The organism is Clostridium algidicarnis (assembly GCF_000703125.1).
Lineage (GTDB): Bacteria > Bacillota > Clostridia > Clostridiales > Clostridiaceae > Clostridium_L > Clostridium_L algidicarnis.
In genome coordinates this window covers 179,414-198,997 of sequence record NZ_JNLN01000001.1, presented here as the reverse complement: position 1 = coordinate 198,997, position 19,584 = coordinate 179,414, and the positions used below count along the sequence as shown (strand labels likewise).

At 28.5% G+C, this 19,584-nt stretch carries 24 protein-coding genes, 1 tRNA gene and 1 other RNA gene; 22 read left to right on the top strand and 4 right to left on the bottom strand.

What is annotated here, in order from left to right:
• Positions 1-33 precede the first annotated feature (33 nt).
• From coaE to BV55_RS0100940, 7 genes are all read left to right on the top strand, one after another.
• On the top strand, positions 34-636 hold the full coding sequence (coaE, locus tag BV55_RS0100970) for a dephospho-CoA kinase (protein WP_029450833.1): 603 nt from the start codon (positions 34-36) through the stop codon (positions 634-636).
• Between the two features lie 17 nt (positions 637-653).
• Positions 654-1,205, top strand: a complete 552-nt coding sequence (locus BV55_RS0100965; RefSeq protein ID WP_029450832.1) for a lytic transglycosylase domain-containing protein — start codon at positions 654-656, stop codon at positions 1,203-1,205.
• 29 nt (positions 1,206-1,234) lie between these two features.
• On the top strand, positions 1,235-1,654 hold the full coding sequence (locus BV55_RS0100960; protein ID WP_029450831.1) for a HutP family protein: 420 nt from the start codon (positions 1,235-1,237) through the stop codon (positions 1,652-1,654).
• Between the two features lie 305 nt (positions 1,655-1,959).
• A complete protein-coding gene (locus tag BV55_RS0100955; RefSeq protein ID WP_029450830.1) occupies positions 1,960-2,961 on the top strand; it encodes an ABC transporter substrate-binding protein in 1,002 nt (333 codons plus the stop codon).
• 1 nt (position 2,962) lies between these two features.
• Positions 2,963-3,835: an ABC transporter permease gene (locus BV55_RS0100950; RefSeq protein ID WP_029450829.1), complete on the top strand. Its 873-nt coding sequence runs from the start codon at positions 2,963-2,965 to the stop codon at positions 3,833-3,835.
• The gene (locus BV55_RS0100945) at positions 3,828-4,622 is read left to right on the top strand and encodes an ABC transporter ATP-binding protein (protein ID WP_029450828.1); all 795 of its coding nucleotides are present in this window, start codon (positions 3,828-3,830) and stop codon (positions 4,620-4,622) included. The genes BV55_RS0100950 and BV55_RS0100945 overlap by 8 nt, the downstream gene beginning before the upstream one ends.
• A gap of 177 nt (positions 4,623-4,799) precedes the next feature.
• A tRNA-Leu gene (locus BV55_RS0100940) sits at positions 4,800-4,881 on the top strand.
• Positions 4,882-5,017: 136 nt separating this feature from the next.
• Here the strand turns inward: BV55_RS0100940 and trhA are convergent.
• The gene (gene trhA / locus BV55_RS0100935; RefSeq protein ID WP_029450827.1) at positions 5,018-5,665 is read right to left on the bottom strand and encodes a PAQR family membrane homeostasis protein TrhA; all 648 of its coding nucleotides are present in this window, start codon (positions 5,663-5,665) and stop codon (positions 5,018-5,020) included.
• Positions 5,666-5,915: 250 nt separating this feature from the next.
• Here trhA and BV55_RS0100930 point away from each other — a divergent pair, with 250 nt between their 5' ends.
• From BV55_RS0100930 to BV55_RS0100890, 9 genes are all read left to right on the top strand, one after another.
• The gene (locus tag BV55_RS0100930; RefSeq protein ID WP_029450826.1) at positions 5,916-6,515 is read left to right on the top strand and encodes a DUF1836 domain-containing protein; all 600 of its coding nucleotides are present in this window, start codon (positions 5,916-5,918) and stop codon (positions 6,513-6,515) included.
• 64 nt (positions 6,516-6,579) lie between these two features.
• Positions 6,580-6,777: non-coding RNA, 6S RNA (gene ssrS, locus BV55_RS15210), on the top strand.
• A gap of 108 nt (positions 6,778-6,885) precedes the next feature.
• Positions 6,886-7,338, top strand: a complete 453-nt coding sequence (msrB, locus tag BV55_RS0100925) for a peptide-methionine (R)-S-oxide reductase MsrB (RefSeq protein ID WP_029450825.1) — start codon at positions 6,886-6,888, stop codon at positions 7,336-7,338.
• Between the two features lie 229 nt (positions 7,339-7,567).
• Positions 7,568-8,515: an NAD(P)/FAD-dependent oxidoreductase gene (locus tag BV55_RS0100920; protein ID WP_029450824.1), complete on the top strand. Its 948-nt coding sequence runs from the start codon at positions 7,568-7,570 to the stop codon at positions 8,513-8,515.
• Positions 8,508-8,738, top strand: a complete 231-nt coding sequence (locus tag BV55_RS0100915) for a glutaredoxin family protein (RefSeq protein WP_029450823.1) — start codon at positions 8,508-8,510, stop codon at positions 8,736-8,738. Before BV55_RS0100920 ends, BV55_RS0100915 begins: the two co-directional genes overlap by 8 nt.
• 93 nt (positions 8,739-8,831) lie before the next feature.
• The gene (locus tag BV55_RS0100910; protein WP_029450822.1) at positions 8,832-9,368 is read left to right on the top strand and encodes a peroxiredoxin; all 537 of its coding nucleotides are present in this window, start codon (positions 8,832-8,834) and stop codon (positions 9,366-9,368) included.
• A 207-nt stretch (positions 9,369-9,575) separates the two neighbouring features.
• Positions 9,576-10,412, top strand: coding sequence for a sulfurtransferase (locus tag BV55_RS0100900; RefSeq protein ID WP_029450821.1), 837 nt, complete (start codon positions 9,576-9,578; stop codon positions 10,410-10,412).
• Positions 10,413-10,437: 25 nt separating this feature from the next.
• Positions 10,438-11,340 (top strand): FUSC family protein, encoded by a 903-nt coding sequence (locus BV55_RS0100895; protein WP_051652351.1) that lies wholly within the window; start codon positions 10,438-10,440, stop codon positions 11,338-11,340.
• Between the two features lie 222 nt (positions 11,341-11,562).
• The gene (locus BV55_RS0100890; RefSeq protein ID WP_029450819.1) at positions 11,563-12,234 is read left to right on the top strand and encodes a TVP38/TMEM64 family protein; all 672 of its coding nucleotides are present in this window, start codon (positions 11,563-11,565) and stop codon (positions 12,232-12,234) included.
• A 78-nt stretch (positions 12,235-12,312) separates the two neighbouring features.
• Here the strand turns inward: BV55_RS0100890 and BV55_RS0100885 are convergent, their stop codons facing one another.
• From BV55_RS0100885 to BV55_RS0100875, 3 genes are read right to left on the bottom strand one after another with little or no spacing between them, the layout of a single operon-like run.
• Positions 12,313-13,077: an ABC transporter permease gene (locus BV55_RS0100885; RefSeq protein WP_029450818.1), complete on the bottom strand. Its 765-nt coding sequence runs from the start codon at positions 13,075-13,077 to the stop codon at positions 12,313-12,315.
• Entirely contained in the window at positions 13,074-13,721 is a 648-nt protein-coding gene (locus BV55_RS0100880; protein ID WP_084170583.1) for an ABC transporter ATP-binding protein, read from the bottom strand. The genes BV55_RS0100885 and BV55_RS0100880 overlap by 4 nt, the downstream gene beginning before the upstream one ends.
• Before the next feature lie 24 nt (positions 13,722-13,745).
• A complete protein-coding gene (locus tag BV55_RS0100875) occupies positions 13,746-15,143 on the bottom strand; it encodes a leucyl aminopeptidase family protein (RefSeq protein ID WP_051652350.1) in 1,398 nt (465 codons plus the stop codon).
• 285 nt (positions 15,144-15,428) lie between these two features.
• Between BV55_RS0100875 and BV55_RS15000 the strand changes: the two genes are divergently transcribed.
• The 6 genes from BV55_RS15000 (at position 15,429) to BV55_RS0100845 (ending at position 19,581) form a co-directional block, all read left to right on the top strand.
• Positions 15,429-15,941 (top strand): GNAT family N-acetyltransferase, encoded by a 513-nt coding sequence (locus tag BV55_RS15000; protein ID WP_185162290.1) that lies wholly within the window; start codon positions 15,429-15,431, stop codon positions 15,939-15,941.
• Between the two features lie 119 nt (positions 15,942-16,060).
• Positions 16,061-16,765 (top strand): SPOR domain-containing protein, encoded by a 705-nt coding sequence (locus tag BV55_RS0100865; protein ID WP_029450813.1) that lies wholly within the window; start codon positions 16,061-16,063, stop codon positions 16,763-16,765.
• Positions 16,766-16,942: 177 nt separating this feature from the next.
• The gene (locus BV55_RS0100860) at positions 16,943-17,206 is read left to right on the top strand and encodes a DUF4321 domain-containing protein (RefSeq protein ID WP_051652348.1); all 264 of its coding nucleotides are present in this window, start codon (positions 16,943-16,945) and stop codon (positions 17,204-17,206) included.
• Between the two features lie 19 nt (positions 17,207-17,225).
• Entirely contained in the window at positions 17,226-17,795 is a 570-nt protein-coding gene (locus tag BV55_RS0100855; protein WP_029450811.1) for a Maf-like protein, read from the top strand.
• A 69-nt stretch (positions 17,796-17,864) separates the two neighbouring features.
• Positions 17,865-18,551: a RadC family protein gene (gene radC / locus BV55_RS0100850; protein ID WP_029450810.1), complete on the top strand. Its 687-nt coding sequence runs from the start codon at positions 17,865-17,867 to the stop codon at positions 18,549-18,551.
• A gap of 19 nt (positions 18,552-18,570) precedes the next feature.
• On the top strand, positions 18,571-19,581 hold the full coding sequence (locus BV55_RS0100845) for a rod shape-determining protein (protein WP_029450809.1): 1,011 nt from the start codon (positions 18,571-18,573) through the stop codon (positions 19,579-19,581).
• Positions 19,582-19,584 lie beyond the last annotated feature (3 nt).

Genomic DNA, 19,584 nt, shown 5'->3' with positions numbered 1-19,584 from the left:
TAGGTAATAAATAATATTAAAGGAGGCACCATCATGCTGAAGATTGGACTTACAGGAGGCATAGCAACGGGCAAAAGTACTGTATCATCTATGCTTAAAGAGGAAGGATTTGCTTTTATTGATGCAGATATTGTATCAATAGAAGTATTTACACTATATCCTTCACTTACGGATGAGTTAAAGCGAACCTTTAGTGAAACATTTTTTTATGAAGATGGTGCCTTAAAACGAAGAGAGTTTGGAAATTATATATTTAAATATAGTAAAGAAAGAGTAAAATACGAGAATATTATAATACCTTTAATAAAAGATAGAATTAAAGAACTTTTCGATGAATATGAAAAAAAAGGTGAAAAAGTAGTAATTTTAGATGCACCAACACTTATAGAAAATAATATGCAAGATTATGTGGATTATATAATCTTGGTGTGGACAAATAGCCAGGAACAAATAAAAAGATTAATAAATAGAAATAACTTTACAAGGGAAGAAGCTATGGATAGAATAAATTCTCAAATGAACTTAGAAAAGAAAAAGAAATATGTAGATTTTATTATTGATAATAGTGATAGCATAGAATCTACAAAAGAAGAGGTCCATGAATTAATAAGTTTAATTAAAATGCTAAATAATTAATATACCAGGGGGCGAGTATGAAAAATAAGGGTTTTAAAATTGCATACACTATAAGTATAATTTTTGTAGTTTTAGTTAGCTTTTTTTATACAATAAAAGGTTTTATTTACCCATATAAATATAGAAATTTTATAGAACATTATAGTGAGGAATATAGCTTAGATCCTCTTATGGTTGCTGCAATTATAAAGACAGAAAGTGGTTTTAGAAAAGAAGTAAGATCTAATAAAGATGCAGTAGGACTTATGCAGATAACGGAAGATACTTCAAAGTGGGCAGCTGAAAAGATGGATATAAAAGATTTTAATGTAGAAAGCTTAAAAGATCCTGAATTTAATATAAAAATGGGATGTTGGTATTTAGATAATTTAAAAGAAGAATTTAATGGAGATATAGATTTGGTTTTAGCTTCTTACAATGGTGGTAGAGGTCATGTGCAAAAGTGGCTCAAAGATGAAAGATACTCTAAAGATGGTGAAAATTTAAGTTATATACCATTTAAAGAGACCGATAAATATATAAAAAAGGTTAAAGTAAATTATAATATATATAAATTTATATATAAGTAATATACATAAAAGATATTAGGAGGAAACTCATGAGAGAATATAGTAGTCTTGATATAGCAAAGGCTTCAGTAAAAATGGCCATATCCTCAAGAAGTGAAGAGGAAGGTCTTATAAAAGACTTTAATAAAGAAGAAATATTAGCAGTAGCAGTAGATATTGGAGGTAATATAACCTCATCTATACCTAAAATAATTGAAAGAGCTTTAGTGGCATCTAAGAGAACAGGTATAATAAAGGATTGTCATGTACATGAGGGTGCAGTTGCAGGAGCTACAAGAGAGGCCATAATTCAAATATCATCAAAGGCAAATGGACTTAATGTAGGAGGTAAAATAGGTATCGCAAGATCTGGTGAACATTTAAGTGTATGCATATTTTTAAGTATAGGTTTGTTACATCTAAATGAAGTGGTTATAGGACTTGGTCATAGATCCATTCCTATTTTATAACATAAAGCTGTAAGTAAGATTTGACATAAAAAATAAATCTTTATATAATAAAGGTGATTAAGTAGTATAGTAGGAAACAACGAAGAAGAAGAAGAAATATTAAATTAAGTAGTATAGAAATAATTGGAAATAAATTAATATAGTGAAAATAAAAGCAATGTAGAATGGTAGAATAGTAGGAGAAAACTTTTATCTTAATAAAGTAAGGTATTTTTTGTGTTAAAATATTTTTGGTTTATTAAGCCTCTCCTTTTTGGAGAGGCTTTTTTTAATATAAGATAATATATAAAAAGGAGAATGGTAGTATGGTAGTAAAAAAGGTAAATGTATTTTTAATTTTAATTATTTCAATGTTATTAGTATTTATGTGGGGCTTAATAAAACCTGTAAAATCAGAGACTAGTACAATAAAATATAAGATAGGTATATCACAAATAGCAGAGCATCCTGCATTGGACCTTTCAAGGGAAGGTTTTATTGAAGGATTGAATTCTAAAGGTCTTGTGAGTGGAGAAAATGTAGATATAGAAATACAAAATTCACAAGGGGATATTGCTACATCACAAATGATAGCTCAAAGATTTGGAGCTTTAAAAAAAGATCTTATATTTGCAATAGGTACACCTTCGGCGCAAACAGCCTATAATAACACAAAAACTACACCTATTATAGTTACAGCCATAACCGATATAGTTTCTTCTGGGATAGTGAAATCAAAAGAAGATATGAATAATAATGTAGCAGGAACATCGGACATGGTTCCTATTTCAAAGCAACTTGAACTTTTGAAAACTTTAATTCCAAAGGCTAAAAAGGTGGGAGTTATATATAATACAAGTGAACTTAATTCAGAGGTTCAAATAAGTAATATGAAGGATATAGCACCAAAATATGATTTAGAAATAGTTCAAGTTGGAATAAATAATACAAATGAGTTATCACAGGCATTAGATTCTATAGTAAACACTGTAGATGCTTTGTATATACCAACAGACAACCTTGTAGCATCTTCTATGCCACTTATCTATTCAAAATTTTCTAGTAAGAATAAGCCTATATTTGGAGCAGAAGAAGCTCATGTTAAGTCTGGAGCTTTAGCTACGGATGGCATAAGCTACTATAATCTAGGATTCCAATCTGGAGTTATGGCAGCAGAGGTTTTAGAAGGAAAAGATATAAAGACTATGAAGGTAGAGGAACTTAAAGATACTCAAATAGTTATAAATGAACAAGTATGTAGGAAGCTTAATATAGATATACCAAAAGATATATTAGATAAAGCAGTTATAGTAGAGGAGGTACAATAATATGGAGTTTTTAATTAGTATTTTAGAACAAGGATTTATATTTGGTATTGCAGCATTAGGAGTTTATATAACTTATACTATATTAGACTTTCCAGATCTTTCGGTAGATGGTACCTTCACACTAGGAGCTTCAGTATCAACTATTATGATATTTAAAGGTATAAATCCGTTTATAACACTTCTAGCTTCAATAATAGCGGGAGCTTTAGCAGGACTTATTACAGGAGTACTTCATGAAAGACTAAAAATAACTAATCTTTTATCAGGAATACTTGTAATGATAGGATTATATTCAATAAATTTAAGAATAATGGGAAAGGCAAACGTAGCTATATTTAATAATAAAAATATATTTTTAGATAAAAGTCCTTTAATAATAATTACTATGTTTGTAGTTATTACAAAAGTTATGTTAGATTTATTTTTTAAAACTCATATAGGATATGCAATAAAAGGTGCTGGAGACAATGAAACTTTAATAACTTCCCTTGGAATAAACAGTTCTAAAGTAAGGATATTAGCTCTTATGATATCTAATGGCATAGTTGCTTTTTCAGGAGCTATAATGGCACAATATCAAAGATTTTCAGATATTTCTATGGGAAATGGAACTGTAGTTATGGCTTTAGCCTCTATAATAATGGGACAATCATTTATTAAAAAAGAAAGTAAGATAACAGCTACAACTAAGGTAATAGTTGGATCAATAATGTATAAATTAAGTATTGGATTAGTACTTAAAATGGGACTACCACCAACAGATTTAAAGCTTATAACAGCATTTATAGTAGTAATGGCAATAAGTTTAAATAATAAGAGCATCTTTAAAAATATTAAAGGACTTGTAATGGTAGGAGGAGAAAAAAATGCTTAGTTTAAAGTCTATAAGTAAAAGTTTTAATAAAGGAAGCATAAATGAAATCAGTATATTTGAAGATTTTAATCTGGATATAAAAAAGGGAGATTTTGTATCAGTAGTTGGAAGTAATGGGGCAGGTAAATCTACCTTATTGAATTTGATTTCAGGAAATATAATAGCAGATGAAGGTACAATAAAGTTAAATAAAGAAAATATAACTAATTATGAGGATTATAAAAGATCTAAATTTATAGGAAGAGTATACCAAAACCCAGCGAAGGGTACATCACCTTCTATGAGTATAATGGAGAATTTATCTATATGTAATAATAAAGGAAAGAGGTTTGGCCTTAAATTTTGCATAAAAAAAGATACAGAAAAATACTTTAAAGATGAACTTTCTATATTAAATATGGGCCTTGAAAACAAACTACATACAAAGGTTGGAAGCCTTTCAGGGGGGCAAAGGCAAGCCTTGTCACTACTAATGGCAACTATGGTGAGCCCTGATGTACTGTTATTAGATGAACATACAGCAGCGTTAGATCCTAATACTTCAGAAAATATAATAAATATTACTGAAAATATAGTTAAAGATAAAGGTATTACAACTATTATGGTAACCCATAATTTAAGTCATGCAATAACCTTTGGAAATAGACTAATATTAATGCATAAGGGAGCTATAGTAAAAGACTTAGAAGAAGATTTTAAATTAAAACTTCAGGTAAGTGATCTTATAGAAGAATTTAAAAATGTGGCCTCTAGTAATGATTTAAGTGATACCATGCTTTTATCTTAAAAGGTAGATAAGCTATATAGTGAATTTATAAATATACTTAATTATAATAGGGTAAAAGGTTTTTGGAATTAAAAGTAGACTAAAACTGAATTTAAATTTAATATAATCAATAATGTTTAAAAAACATTATTGATTATATTAATTAATGCTGATATAATATGATAAGTAAATGAATGCGCGAGAGTGGCGGAATGGCAGACGCGCACGCTTGAGGTGCGTGTGGGAAACTGTACGGGTTCAAGTCCCGTCTTTCGCACCAAAATAAACCGTAAGTATTATCAATATTTTGATAATACTTACGGTTTTAAATTTATTATAAATATCAATACGTTAACTTGGAATGATATCTAATTGATGTATTGAGATTTTTAAGTTCCAATAATACGATAATCAAGTTACATTATATAATTATATACTAATATAAAGTGACTAAAGCTTCCTAGTAAAACAAATATATGAAATAGTTCATGAAACCCGAACTTTTTAGATATATTAGGTGCTTTTAGGGCATAGATAATGCCGCCTATAGTATAAAACACTCCACCTACAAATAGCCATACAAACGCTGCTATAGGAAGTACCTTAGATAAAGGTCTAAGTGCTGCGACTAAGATCCAACCCATAAATATATAAAAGGCTGTAGAAAGCATTCTTGGGCTATTAAACCAAAATATTTTTAATAAAACTCCAAGTATAGCTAAAGACCAAATTGATATAAAAACTCCCCATCTCCAGTACCCTTGAAGAGCTATTAAACATATAGGTGTGTAAGTCCCAGCTATTAAAACAAATATCATAGAATGATCAAGTTTTCTCAAAACTTTTGTAACTCCATCTGAAGCTATTACGAGATGGTATACTGAGCTTGCAGTATATAGAAAAATAAGACTTAATCCAAATATTATAGAAGAAACTAGCACGAGGTTGCTTGAATATCCAACCCTTGCATACTTAATAATCATTGCAATTAATCCCACCAAAGAGACTATTGCTCCAAATAAGTGACTAAAACCACTTATTGGATCTCTAAATTTTTTATCCATTCACACCACTCCTTAGAATCAATACTAGTATACTTAGTTATGAAAACTATGTAATGCTATATGAGCATTATACAACTGATTATATACAAATGTAAAGTGAAATAATGTATTTAAAAATAAAAATATTAAAATTATATATGACTTGCATTTTATAGAAAATACTAATAACATATAAAATATAAAACATGAATATGAATTCAAATAGTTTTAATTTTTAAACTATGTAGTTTTCATAGATTGGAGTAGAATTGTGGATAAAGAGAGTTTAGATAAACTACTTAATAGTATGAACTTTGAAGAAGAGGTTAAATTTCAAGATATACCATCAATAGATCTTTATATGGATCAAGTTATTAGTATATTTGAAAACAGTCTCAAAGGATATAAAAGAAACGAAAAAGATAAGATTTTAACTAAAACCATGATAAATAATTACGTTAAAGATAAGCTTTTAATGGGGGTTAAGAACAAAAAATATAGTAGAGAACATATAATTTTACTAATATTAATATATAATTTAAAACAAAGTTTAGCAATAGGAGATATTAAAAAGACGCTGACTCCACTAATTGAAAAATTAGAAGACAAAAAAGAAAGTATACCTATTAAAGATTTTTATGATATATTTTTAAATATAAAAAAGGAAGAAACACTTTTAGTAAATGAAGATTTATATAAAAAGTTAGAAATAATAAGTTCTAACATAGTAAAAAGTAATTTTGAGGAAAAGGATAGAGATTATCTTACATCTTTATTCATGATAATTTCGCTAATAAACACCTCAAATATGTATAAAAAATTAGCGGAAAAGTTTATAGATGATAATATTAAGGGAATGGAAGAAAAATAAAGCAAAGGTAAATCTAAAAAAAGATATTGACTGAAATGTTCATAAGTGATATATTTAAACCAAGATCAATCTGAGGTATTTGTGAAGCTCTTATTTTGAACCTACATCATTAAAATGGGAGTTTAAAATATAATTGTGAATTTGACTTATAAGTCCTAATGTATGACATTCACCTAGGCAAGGTTTTTGAAACAATATTGAGGACACCCACCTATCGGATAGATAGGTGTCAAAATTAGGGCAACGGTATTTCGGATTATAAATACAAATGAAATTATAAGTAAAAAGAGGTTTTTAAACCTCTTTTTTTTTAATTTATATTCAACAAATCAGAATATTCAAAAATGGATATAAAAAAGGAGAATGATTTATGACAAATAAGTTTTTAAAAGATGATAAAGATAAAATATTAAAGGAATTATCCTCTACAGAATATAAAGTAACGCAAGAAAACGGAACAGAGCCAGCATTTAGGAATAAATTTTTTAATCATGAAGAGGAAGGCATATATGTGGATATAGTTTCTGGAGAGCCCATTTTTACTTCTTTTGATAAATTTAAGTCTAGTTGTGGTTGGCCTAGCTTTTCAAAACCATTAGAAGAAGGGTATGTGAAGGAAGAGAAAGATTTAAGCCACGGTATGAATAGAATTGAAGTAAGAAGTAAAGAGGCAGATTCGCATTTAGGTCACGTGTTTACAGATGGACCCATAGAAAAGGGTGGACTTAGATATTGTATAAACAGTGCAGCTTTAAGATTCATTCCTAAAGAGGATCTTGAAAGTGAAGGTTATGGGGAATATTTAAAATTATTTAAAGATTAATTAATAAAGCTAAATTTCAAAAAAACATATTTGAAATTTAGCTTTATATATTTTTAAGAAATTTTAATTAATTACATAAAAATGTGGACAAAAAAGATAAACAAATATTATAAATTTATAGTTTGAAGCTTGACAAAATAATGTGGATGGACTATTATAAATACATACCAAACAATAATAACTATTAGTTAGTAGTTATTACAACGATAAAAGTAAAGTGGTGTTGCGGATGAATAAAGAAGAAAAATATATAGACTTAGTAATAATAGGATCAGGACCAGCAGGACTTACAGCTGCAATATATGCGGCTAGAATGAAACTAAACTTTATAGTCCTTGAAGATGAACTTATAGGAGGCCAAATAAGATCTACATATTCTGTTGAGAACTATCCTGGCTTTAAAATTATAAGTGGTCAAGAACTTGTAGATAAGTTTTATGAACAGGCATTAAATGCAGGTGCTACTATAGATGAATTTGATAATATAGTAAAGGTGAGTCTTAAAGATAATGAAAAGATTATAGAAACTGACAGTTTTATTTATAAAGCTGAAACAGTAATAATTTCTACAGGATCTCAGTATAGACCACTACCTATACCAGAAGAAGCAACCTACCATGGAAATGGAATTCACCACTGTGAGCTATGTGATGGAGAAATGTATGAAGATAAGGATATCATTGTTGTGGGTGGAGGAAATTCAGCCATAGAAGGTGCACTATTTTTATCTAGATATGCTAAAACTATAACTATAGTTCATCAATTTGATAATCTTCAAGCAGAAAAAAACTTACAATACGAAGTATTAAACCATCCAAAGGTAACTATGGTTTGGGATTCTGAAATAAGACATGCATATGGTGAGGACAAACTAGAAGAGGTATTAGTAGAAAATTTAAAAACTAAAAAGACAAGTAAAATTAAAACTGATGGCATTTTTGTTTATATTGGAATGATACCAAAAACAAAGATGTTTGAAAACCAAGTTGATATAGACAAGTGGGGCTATATAAAAGCAGGAGAAACTACAGAAACAAATGTAGAAGGAGTTTTTGTTGCAGGAGATGTAAGAGAAAAGCTATTTAGGCAACTTACAACAGCTAATGCAGACGGTACAGTTGCAGCTCTTATGGCTGAAAGATATATAGTAAATAAAAGGAGGAAAAGTAATGGTTAAAATATACACTACTCCAAATTGTCCTTATTGTAAAAAGGCAAAAAGCTACTTTGATATGAAAAATATTGAGTATGAAGATATCAATGTAGGAGAAGATAAAGAAAAAAGACAAGAAATGATAGAAAAGTCAGGTCAACAATCGGTACCTGTACTTGATATAAATGGAGAAATAATACTAGGATTTAATAAATATGCAGTAGATGCTGCTTTAAATAATAATTAATAGACCTAAAATTTAATTGGAAACTTAAATATAATAAAAATATTAAAAACAAACAAAAATATTAAAATAAACATATTAGAGGAGGATTTTATAATGGAAAGATTAGTAGGTAAACCAGCACCTTGTTTTAAAATGAATGCAGTAAAGGGTGACGGAAGCGACTTTTTAGAAATCAAATCAGAGGATTACAAAGGTAAATGGTTAGTTATGTTCTTCTATCCACTAGATTTCACTTTTGTGTGTCCAACAGAAATAACTGCTTTTAGTGATAGGGCTGAAGATTTTAAGAAGCTTGGAGCAGAACTTTTAACTGTAAGTTGTGATAGTGAATATTCTCATCAAGCTTGGATAAAACAAGATAAAGCTAATGGAGGACTTGGACAAATTAACTTCCCAATGGCTTCTGATAAAAAATATGGAGTAGCTAAAGATTATGGAGTATTTGTAGAAGAAGAAGCTATTTCATTAAGAGGATTATTTATAATAGATCCAGATGGAGAAGTAAAATATCAAGTAGTTCATGACCTTAATGTAGGTAGAAACGTAGATGAGACAATTAGAGTATTAAAAGCACTTCAAACTGGTGGAATGTGTCCAGCTAACTGGGAAGAGGGAGAATCTTTACTTTAAGACTTCTAAAAAATTTAATGAATAAATATATTGAAAGCCTTCAAATTAACATATTTGAAGGCTTTTTAGGTAATAATATATTAATGATTATAATTACTATAAAAAAGTAGAAATGTGTAAAAGTAAGCATTTTTATATCTCTTTTTTATATATTATGGTTATGATATAATATGATAAAGTATTTTAATAAAAAGAGGGAGGCGCACTATGAAAAATTTAATGAAACTCGAGGACTTCTTAAACATAAAGGATGATAAAGAATTTGTGCTTTTAGATTGTAGATTTAATTTAAGTGATAAAGAATATGGTAAAAAGGCATTTAATGAAGGACACATAAAGGGAGCTATATATGTAGATTTAGAAACTGAATTAACAGGGGAAGTCAAAGAGCATGGAGGAAGACACCCTCTTCCAAATTTAAAAAACTTCACAGAAGATATGAATAAAAAGTTTGTAGATGATGATATAGATGTTATTATATATGATGATGGAGATTTAGCTGCAGCATCAAGACTTTGGTGGATATTTAAGTATATTGGGAAAGAAAATGTATATATATTAGAAGAAGGCATAAAGGCATGGAAAGATAGAAATCTTCCTTTAGAACAAAAACAAACTATTAATAGTGATAGAACTGTAGGAAATTTATCCTTAAATATAAAAGATGATATGTATTGTGATATGCAATATGTAAAAGATAATCTAGATACTGTTTTTATAATGGATGTTAGAGAAGAAAAAAGGTATTTAGGCGATGTTGAACCAGTGGATAAAAAAGCAGGGCATATCCCAGGGGCTAAAAACTATTTTTGGAAAGATAATTTTAATGATTTTAAGGTTAAGCCAAAAGAGGAATTAAAGGAATTATTAAAGGGCTTAAAGGAAAAGGAAACTATAATAGTACACTGTGGATCTGGGATTACAGGTTCTGTAAGTGTAATGATTTTAGATGAACTAGGTATTAAAGCTAAACTTTATGGAGGTAGTTGGAGTGATTGGATAAGCTACGATGAGAACCCTATTGTAGTAGGAGAAGAAAGATAATAAAAATTAATGGCGGTGGTAATCTATGAAAATAGGCATGAGAACTATAAAAACTGCCTTATCAGTTTCTATATGCATTCTTATTTCTAGAATATTCCCAATAAACAATGCACTTTATGCTTGTATTGCGGCTATTATAACTATGGGTAGCACTGTATCTAATTCATATAAATCAGGATTAAATAGAATAAAAGGAACTATTGTAGGAGCTTTGGTAGGGCTTGTAATGTCCCTCATAGCTCCAGGCAATATATTGCTTGTAGGTATTGGAATAGTTATAATAATAACTATATGTAACTATTTTAAATGGGACAAATCCATCGCAACATCTTGTACTGTATTTTGTGTTATATTTATAAGCCTAAATGGAAGAAGTCCTTTGGAATATAGTATATATAGAACCTTGGATACCATAATAGGTATAGTTGTATCTTTAGTAGTTAATTATACTATTGCACCTCCTAAGATACATGAAAATGTAGTTATATCTTATAAAAGTTTAAAAGATGAACTGTTTAATTTATGTAAAAGTGCAATATTAAATCCTATAGAGTTTAATTTAAATGAGTTTAAACATTATATAGATGCTTTAGAAAACAGCATAAAAATGCACGATGAAGAGGTTTCTTCTATAACTGAAGGATTAGAGCTAATAGATGATTATAAGGAATTTATGAAAGAAACTAAGAAATTATATATTTATTTTGAAATGATGAGTACTATGCAAGAAGATTTATTAATATTAAATAGCGATAATAGAAAAAGCTATGAAGAAATTTTTAATTCTACATATGAGATAGAATTAAAGGATATTAAGCTTTTAAAAAAGTCATTTATTATAGAAGAAGAAAATATAGTATACAATTATAATGTTAATAAAATATGCAATATATTAAGGAATATACAAAATAATCCTATAAGAGCGTAGAAGTATAATGGTAGATTCCATACATCGTTAAAGTAAATACTTTAAATATGATAATATAATATTAAAAAAATTGCTTAGTATTTAAAATGGACAAACATCTACTTAAATACTAAGTTTTAATTTGCAACAAATATATATTTATTTTTTTAATATATTTGTATTTTTTTTATGTTAATGTGATAAGATAATAAAGAAGTTTAAAAATGAAGAGGTAGAATTGATATGAATAAAAAAAATAGAGAACGGTTATTGATAGGATTGTTCATAGTAGCTTTTTTAATTTTTGTGTTTATTAATAGAAATAGACTAAGACAATTTATTTGCCTCGGAAACTTTATTAATTATGTTAGAGGTTATGGGAAATATGCATTTGTTTGTTTTATATTAATATTTGCTCTAAAGCCATTAGTTTTAGTATTACCGTCAGCCATGTTTTCTATCGCAGCTGGAATAGTATTTGGTCCAGTTAAAGGCTTTATGGTAAATATGATTGGGTTTTTCTTATCAGGTACACTAGCTTTTTATCTTTCAAGATTTTTAGGAAAAGATTTTGTGGACAAGATATTAAAAGGGCGAGCATTAAATTTTAATAACAATATGGAGAAAGACGGGTTTAAGATATTATTTTTGTTAAGACTTCCACCTGTACTACCATATGATCCATTAAGCTATACCAGTGGACTTACAAAAATAAAATATAAATCTTTTATACTAGCATCCGTATTAGGTGTTATACCAGAGACTGTGTGTTATTCATATATGGGAGAAAACATATTAAACCCACTCTCAGCTAAGTTTATAGTGCCTTCTTTAATAGTTTTATCAGCCACATTGTTATCTACCTTGGCTTTTAATAAAAGTAAAGATATAAATAAGCTATCTGAAAAGAAATAGAACTTCATGATATTTTATTTAGATATAGTTATTATAAATAAAAAGTACTGTCTTCAAAAATGAAAGACAGTACTTTTTTTATAGAGATAATTGTTTCCGATTGTTAAAAAATGATCTGTAGGACATAAAACAAGCTAAAAATGCAGAAATTGAAGTTGTTGCAAGTAACATGAATGTAACCATTATTTGAAATTTTATAGATTCAATTGGAGGAGTCCCGGCTAGTATAAGACCAGTCATCATACCCGGAAGAGAAACTATCCCAAGAGTTTTTGTAGAATCTATAGTGGGTATCATACCTGTTTTCATAGCATCCCTTATAATATGCATAGAGGATGGTAATATTTCTGCACCTAATGATAGTTTGGTTTCAATTTCATCTCTATAATTTTTAAAGTTAATATTTAATTGTTTGTAACAAAGACTAATAGCTACCATGGCATTACCGATAACCATTCCTGATACAGGGATTACAGAGTAAGGCTCATACTTTATAGATTTAGATAATACTAAAACACCTAAGGTTATAATAGTACCAGCTCCTATGGAAACAAAAGAGATAAGCAAGACATTATGGATGTTACTTCCTCTTTTTCTGGCATTCATGGAGGCATTAAATATCATAAATAACATTAATAAAGTTGTAAAAGCATAACTTTTAAGACCAAACACATAGTTTAAAACATAACCTACTAATGTTAACTGAATCACAGCTCTAATAACACCTATTATAATCTCTTTTTCTAATTTGAGTTTTTGTGAATATGATATAAATATAGATACAATTACTAAAGAAGAAGCTATTAAAAGCGAATAAATATTTAACGCGTTTTCCGCATTCATTTTATCACCTCTAAATTTTTTAATTTACCACCTTCTACGGAAAGAAGTTTATTAGCATATTTTTTACTTTGTTCTATATTGTGTGTTACCCAAAGTATAGTCATACCTTCTGAGTTTAATTTATTTACAACAGATTCAACTATTTTTGTATTCTTTTCATCTAAGGCAGAGGTTACCTCATCTAAAAGTAAAACTTCTGGTTTAAACAAGATGCCTCTAATAAGTGCTATTCTTTGTTTTTCTCCACCGGAAAGTTTATGAATATCCTTGTCTAATATTGAATCTGGAAGATCAAATATTTTGAGAAGGTATTTGATTCTATCTTTGTCTAGGGTTTTCTTCCTTGTAATGTAAGGAAATTTTAAATTATCCATTACTGTATCACCAAAAAGTATAGGGTTTTGGAAACAATAAGTTATCTGTCGTCTTAATTCATAAGGGGAATAGTCTAGGTAATCTTTACCTTTAAATTCAATAGTACCTGAAGTTTGAGATATAAGATGACTAAATAATTTTAAAATAGTGCTCTTTCCACTACCTGAAGGTCCAACTATTGATATATAATCCTTTTCATTTACATTCAGACTAAAATTATCTATTATTATATTATTTTTATCCTTATCTTTATAAGTTACATTTTTCATAGTAAGCAAATTAATCAACCCCTATTATTCTTTAGTCAAAAAGTTTAACAAAGTTCTAAAAGGAATACAAGTAGCGCCTTTATCATAGGCACCTGTAGTTTTGGTATTATACATAAAGCCAGCTATATCTAAGTGGGCAAAGGATACATCTTCAGCAAAGTACTCTAAAAACTTACTAGCTACAATAGCACCGCAATTTGTTCCACTATTTTTTATATCAGCATTAGCTGTTTTTAATTGATCTAAGTATTCTTCATTACTTGGGAATCTCCATAGATATTCATCTACTTCTCTTCCAGACTTTGTAAGCGTAAAGGCGAGTTCGTTAGAATTTGTAAAAAGGCCTAAATTTGTGTCACCTAAAAAATTAGCACAAGAACCTGTAAGCGTTGCAATATCAATTATAAAATTCGCGCCTAATTCTTTAGCATAAGTTATAGCATCACAAAGCACCATTCTTCCTTCGGCGTCCGTAGATATTATTTCTACAGTTTTACCGCTGTAAGTTGTTATAACATCACCAGGTTTAAAGGCTTTACTAGAAGGCATATTTTCAACAACAGGTATTAAAGCCATAATATTTTTCTTAGGCTTAATCTTTCCTATGGCATCCATAAGCCCAATAGCTATAGAGCCCCCTACCATATCATAAATCATTTTCTCCATGCCCTTACCAGGTTTTAAAGTTATACCACCAGCATCGAAGGTAACACCTTTACCGACGATAGCAAATATATCTTTACTATCTTTGTCACCTAAATATTGCATAACTATAAGACTTGGGTCATTTGTACTTCCTTTAGCTACTGAAAGTATGCCACCCATGCCCATTTGTTCTAATTTAAACTTATCTATTATTTCTATATCAAGGTTGTGTTTTTTTGCTATGCTTTGAGAAGTTGTCACCAAATATTTAGGGGTAACAATATTAGAAGGCATATTAGAAAGATTTCTTGAAAGATTAATTGAAGTACCAACTTCATAACCCTTAATTATGGAAGACTCAAAATCTGAAATTAAATTAATATTAGATAATTTAATAGTGTCGCTTTTGGATTTTATACCTTCATATTTATAAAGAGATAATGCAATGGATTCCCCTAAGGTGTATCCTACATCTTCAGTGAAATTATCTAATATATCTATATTTTCAAGTTTGTTTTTAAAATTTAAAATAAAGTTACCTAGACCATGGAAAAGTTTTGAATTATTATATTCCTCAGTAAGTCCAAGACCTACTATATAAATATTGTCATAACTACTTTTTCCAAGTGTATTTATACATTCAATTTCTTTATAATTACCAGTATTTTTTGAAAAGCTTAATATTTCTTTTATATTTTCAGGATAATCTAGATTGTAGTTTTGAAATTTAAATATTAAAATATTTGAATATTTTTTACTGTTACTAATTTCAATCATAGTCTCACACCCCTTATTAATATTACCTACTATAATAACATATTAAATTTATAAATAAAATGTTGTACTATACTATATTAAATAAAAGTAAATATATAAGTAAGGAATGTTAAGATTAAGTACTTAAAACTACCTTTATATAAAAGTTATATAAAGGTAAATCTATATTTTTGTAGAATTAATATTATTATAGGTATTTTAAGGAGGTGAATGGTTGCATAATATTTAGCGAAATATACATTGAAAGATGTATATTCTTTTGTATAAATGTTATCAGCGAAATGTATGTTTAATTTTAAAACGGCTATAGATGATGTTGTTATAAGCGATATTAATAAAGAAGATCTGATAGATGTTAGACAATGGCTAAATTCTCAAAAGGATATGGATAAGGATTTTGAGAATAAAGGAATAACTTTTGAAGAAATGTTAGAAAGATTTTTAGAATATTATATAAGTGAAAATGAAATTTTCTTAAAAATAACTAAAGATAAAAAGATAATAGGTATCTTTAAAGGAAGATTTGAATTTAAAGATATAAATCAATTTATAATATGGTATTTTTTAATAGATAAAAAGCATAGAAATAAAGGTATTGGAACTAAAATAATTACTAAATTAATAGAATACAGTAAAGAAAAAATGAATATAGATGAGATTTGCTCAGTTACAATAAAAGATAATTATGATGGAATAAGGTTTTGGAAGAACCTAGGCTTTAAAGAAATGAGAATAGTTAAAGATTTTTTTGATAGGGGTAATAAAACAAAAGATATGATTATTTTAAAAAAGAACTAAAGAAAATTAAAAAGTTTAAAGAAAGTATTATATAAATTATATTTTCATGATTTCTAGAATAAATATACTCTTTTATAAATAGTATTTATTATAGTAGCATTATTATAAAGGAGGAAAATATGAAATACACAAGATATAATTATAAAAAGAAAAAACCTTTAAATTATTTTATATTGTTTTTTATTTGTGGAGTGTTTTTATTATCACTAGCTTTCGGAAGTGTAATATCAAAGCTATTAATAAAAGATAAATCAAGCTTGAAAAAGGATCCTAATGAAGTAAATATAATAAATGAAAATAAAAAGGCGGAAAATAGTAAATTAAGCTTTTATTTAGTTCAAACCGGAGTCTTTAGTAAAGTAGAAAATGCTACAGAAAACAAAAAGAAGCTATCAGAACTTGGATATGAATCTTTTATAATAGAGGATGAGGGCAAGAAAAGAGTGATAATAGGTATATTTGAAGAAGAGGAAGCTACAAATATTGTAAAGGATATAAAAGAGAAGGGAATTGATATAGCAAGAATACTTTTGGATATAGATAAAAGTAATAATGAAAGCAATGAAATAGCTGAAATAATCAGTGCTAATATCAAAGTGTTTTCTAAATTAAGGGAAAAAGAAGTAATGTCTATTAAGACAGAGGAAATAAAGAAATGGACAACTGAATTAGAACCTATTAAAACAAAAGGAAGTCAAAATGAGCTTTTAGAAGAAATAAAAAACTTTACTTTGGAATTGCCAGAAGAAATAAAAAAAGAGGACTTAAATAAATATTATGAATATATATATATATTTTATAAAAAACTTATACAAAATAAGTAAGTATATGTTTTAAAACACCAATAAAGTAGCTTTTAGAGTATAAAGCTACTTTATTTAGTTGTTTTTAAATTAAAAGTATAAAAAATATATTAATTTTTTCTAAAATAATATAAAGCTACTTGTTTAAGAATTTTATAAATGATAAACTATATAGTATGTATAAATGGGTGGTGAATAATGGTGAAAAGTGTAAAGAAAAGTAGGGGACTATTTATACTTGTCATATTTATTGGAGGGATTTTAGGAAACTTTCTAGGAGACTTTATTGGAAATAATTTAAAGTCACTTGATGTTTTTAAAATCGTATATAATATTGGATTGACAAACCCGATACATTTAAACTTGAAAATTGTGGAGATTACTTTTGGTATGAATTTTAATTTCAATATTATGTCTATAGTTGGTGTAATATTGGCTATAATACTATATAGAAGGTACTAAACTGACAGGAAGTGTTTATTTGAATATAATTTTAGCATCTGCTTCAGAAAGACGGCATGAACTTTTAAAGAGAATTACAAAAGATTTCAAAATCATAGTTAGTGATTTTGATGAGAGTAGTATAGAATTTGAAGGAAACTTTGAAGAATACGTAAAATCTTTATCTAAAGGAAAGGCCACATCTGTAGCAAACAATTGTATAGATGATGCTATAATAATAGGATGTGATACTATTGTAGCTTTTAATGGTGAAGTTTTAGGAAAACCTAAGGATGAAAATGAAGCTTTTAATATGTTAGAAAAATTAAGTGGAGGTATCCATAAGGTGTATTCTGGCATAACACTTATACGGAAATGCGATAACAAGATTTTCGAAGAAAGTGTGTGTACTGAGGTGAAATTTTCAAATATTACAAAAGATGACATAAGAGCATACATAAAAACAGGTGAGCCTTTTGATAAAGCAGGTGCTTATGGAATACAAGGTTATGGTGGTTTATTTGTTGAGGAAATAAAGGGCTGCTATTATAATATAGTAGGACTGCCTATAAACAAATTAAATTATATGTTAAAGCAGGCCATGATCTAAAAAGTTAGCTCTTATAATTTGTATATTTTATTCAGGGGATGGGGTAAATCTAATTTAAGGAGAATCTTTATGAAAGATAGTCTAAAAATCATGGATTTACCAAAGAATGAAAGACCTCAAGAAAGACTTTTAAGATATGGGGCTATTAGTCTTTCAAACTCAGAGCTTTTAGCTATAATATTAAGAACAGGAACATCTAAAGAAAATGTGCTTCAACTCTCAAGTAGAGTAATTAAAGAATGTGATGGTGTTCAAGGAATATTAAATAGCTCATCAGAAGACTTAATGGGTATAAGTGGAATAAAAGAAGCAAAGGCATCACAAATTTTAGCCTTAGTTGAATTATCTAAAAGATTTCACAGTTACAGTTCTGGCACTGAATATAAGATAAAGACGCCAAAGGATGTAGCAGACTTATTAATGAGAGATATGGGAAGTTTAAATAAAGAAGTTTTAAAGGTAATATATCTTAACACTAAAAATATAGTAATAGGTGTAGATACAGTATCTATAGGTAGTTTAAATTCTTCCATAGTTCATCCAAGAGAGGTATTCTCTTATGCCATTAAAAAAAGTAGTGCTGCTATTATTGTGTGTCATAATCATCCTTCAGGAGATGTTACTCCTAGTATAGAAGACATTAATATAACCAAAAGATTAAAAGAATGCGGGAAAATATTAGGTATTGATTTGTTAGATCATATAATAATCGGTAAAGAAAATTATCTTAGTTTAAAAGAAAAGGGAATAATATAGATTTGAAGGGAGAACAACAATGGGATTATTTGGGAGCAGCAAGGACATGGGAATAGACTTAGGCACAGCTAATACCTTAGTATACGTAAAAGGGAAGGGGATATTACTTAGAGAACCTTCTGTAGTAGCTATAAACACTACTAGTAAAAAGACTTTAGCTGTAGGCGCAGAGGCAAAACAAATGATAGGTAGAACACCAGGAAATATAACTGCTATAAGACCTATGAAAGATGGGGTTATTGCAGATTTTGATATAACCCAAACAATGCTAAAGACCTTTATAGAAAAGGTAACATCAAAATCATCTTTTACTAGCCCAAGAATAATAGTGTGCTTTCCATCAGGGGTTACAGAAGTTGAAAGAAGAGCTATTGAAGAAGCTACAAAGCAAGCGGGAGCAAGAGAAGTGCTACTTATGGAAGAACCGATGGCAGCTGCTATAGGAGCTGGACTTCCAGTTGATGAACCAACAGGAAGTATGATAGTAGACATTGGAGGCGGTACCACAGAGATTGCTATAATATCATTAGGTGGTATTGTAACAAGCAAGTCATTAAGAGTTGCTGGAGATGAATTAGACCATGCCATTGTTAGTTACATAAAGAAGGGCCATAACCTTACTATAGGTGAGAGAACTTCTGAAAACATTAAAATGGAACTTGGTTCAGCATTTAAAAGTGAAGAAGAAGAAGAAAGAAAGATGGAGATTAAAGGAAGAGATATAATGACAGGACTTCCAAAGACCATAGAAATATCAGAAGAACAAATAAGAGATGCATTAAGAGAGCCTATTGCCTTAATAATAGAGTCCATTAAAACTACATTAGAAAAAACACCACCAGAACTTGCAGCAGATATAATGGATAAAGGTATAATGCTTACAGGCGGAGGTGCTTTACTTAGAGGCATAGACGAACTTATAAGCAAAGAAACACATATCCCTGTTCACATATCTGAATCACCACTAGATTGTGTGGCCTTAGGAGCAGGAAAAGCTTTAGATAATTTTGATAAAATAAGTAAAAGGTGATAA